Here is a 1,304-nt window from a genome sequence, read left to right on the forward strand (position 1 = left end):
AGGTCGAAGACGACCTCCCCGACCGGCAGCACACGCTGGTAACCGGTGCCCTCCACCTCGGGGTAGACGGTGCGCAGCGCCTCGTGCCGCGCGAGCACGTCGCGGATGGCCGCGCCCAGCGCGGCGACATCGAGCGCACCGGTCAGCCGCAACGCGACCGGGATGTTGTTCACCGCGGTCTGGTTGTCGAACCGGTTGAGGAACCACATCCGCTGCTGAGCCAGTGACAGCGGCACCAGCTCCGGCCGTTCCCGCGCCACCAGCGGCGCACGGCCGCCCTGTCCGGCAGCCGATTCCACCTTCGCGGCCAACGCCGCGACGGTGGACGCCTCGAACAGCACCCGCACCGGAACCTGCGTATCCAGCGCCTCGCCCAGTCGCGCCGCCACCTGGGTGGCGACCAGCGAGTTGCCGCCCAGTTCGAAGAAGTCGTCGTCCAGGCCGACCCGCTGCACGCCGAGCACCTCGGCAAAGGTATCGGCCACGATCTCCTGCACCGGCGTCGCGGGCGCGCGGAACACCTTGGCCTCGAAGACCGGTTCCGGCAGCGCCTTGCGGTCCAGCTTGCCCACTGGAGTGAGCGGAACGTGGTCGATCACCATGATCGACGAGGGCACCATGTAGGCGGGCAGGCGCTCTTCGACGTGCGCGGTCAGCGCCGCGACATCGATCGAATAATTCTGTGCCGCAAAGACATAGGACACCAGCGACACGGCGCCCGCGGTGTTCTTGTGCCCGAGGGTGACCGCGAAGTCGACGCTCTCGTGCGAGGCGAGCGCGGCGTCGATCTCGCCGAGTTCGATGCGGAAACCGCGCACCTTCACCTGGAAGTCGGAGCGGCCGACGTATTCGACCTCGCCGGTGCGGGTCCAGCGCGCTACGTCGCCGGTGCGGTACATCCGCGCACCGGGGACGTACGGGTTGGCGACGAACCGCTCGGCCGACAGGCCCGGCCGCGCGTGGTAGCCACGCGCGAGCTGGACGCCCGTCAGATACAGCTCACCTGTGACACCCACCGGAACGGGCCTGAGCTGGGCGTCCAGGATCAGCGATTGCATGCCGCGGATCGGGCCGCCGATGGTGACCAGATCACCGGGCGCGAGCGCGTCGCTTACGTTGCTTGCAATGGTGGTCTCGGTAGGCCCGTAAGCGTTATGGAAGGCGCGAGTCGTGCCATCTGCCAACTGAACCGCCCACTTTGCCACGAGCTCAGGTGGATACGCCTCGCCGCCCGCGATGACCACGCGCAAGCTGTCCTCCAGGCCATTCGGGTCGAAGGTGGCCAGCACCGATGGAGTGATTAG

General features: G+C 68.3%; 1 protein-coding gene. It reads right to left on the reverse strand.

What is annotated here, in order from left to right:
* On the reverse strand, positions 1-1,304 hold a 1,304-nt coding region (locus NA4_RS38290; protein ID WP_157129593.1), incomplete at both ends, for an AMP-binding protein.

It is taken from the genome of Nocardia amamiensis NBRC 102102 (assembly GCF_001612745.1).
In the GTDB taxonomy this organism is placed as follows: domain Bacteria; phylum Actinomycetota; class Actinomycetes; order Mycobacteriales; family Mycobacteriaceae; genus Nocardia; species Nocardia amamiensis.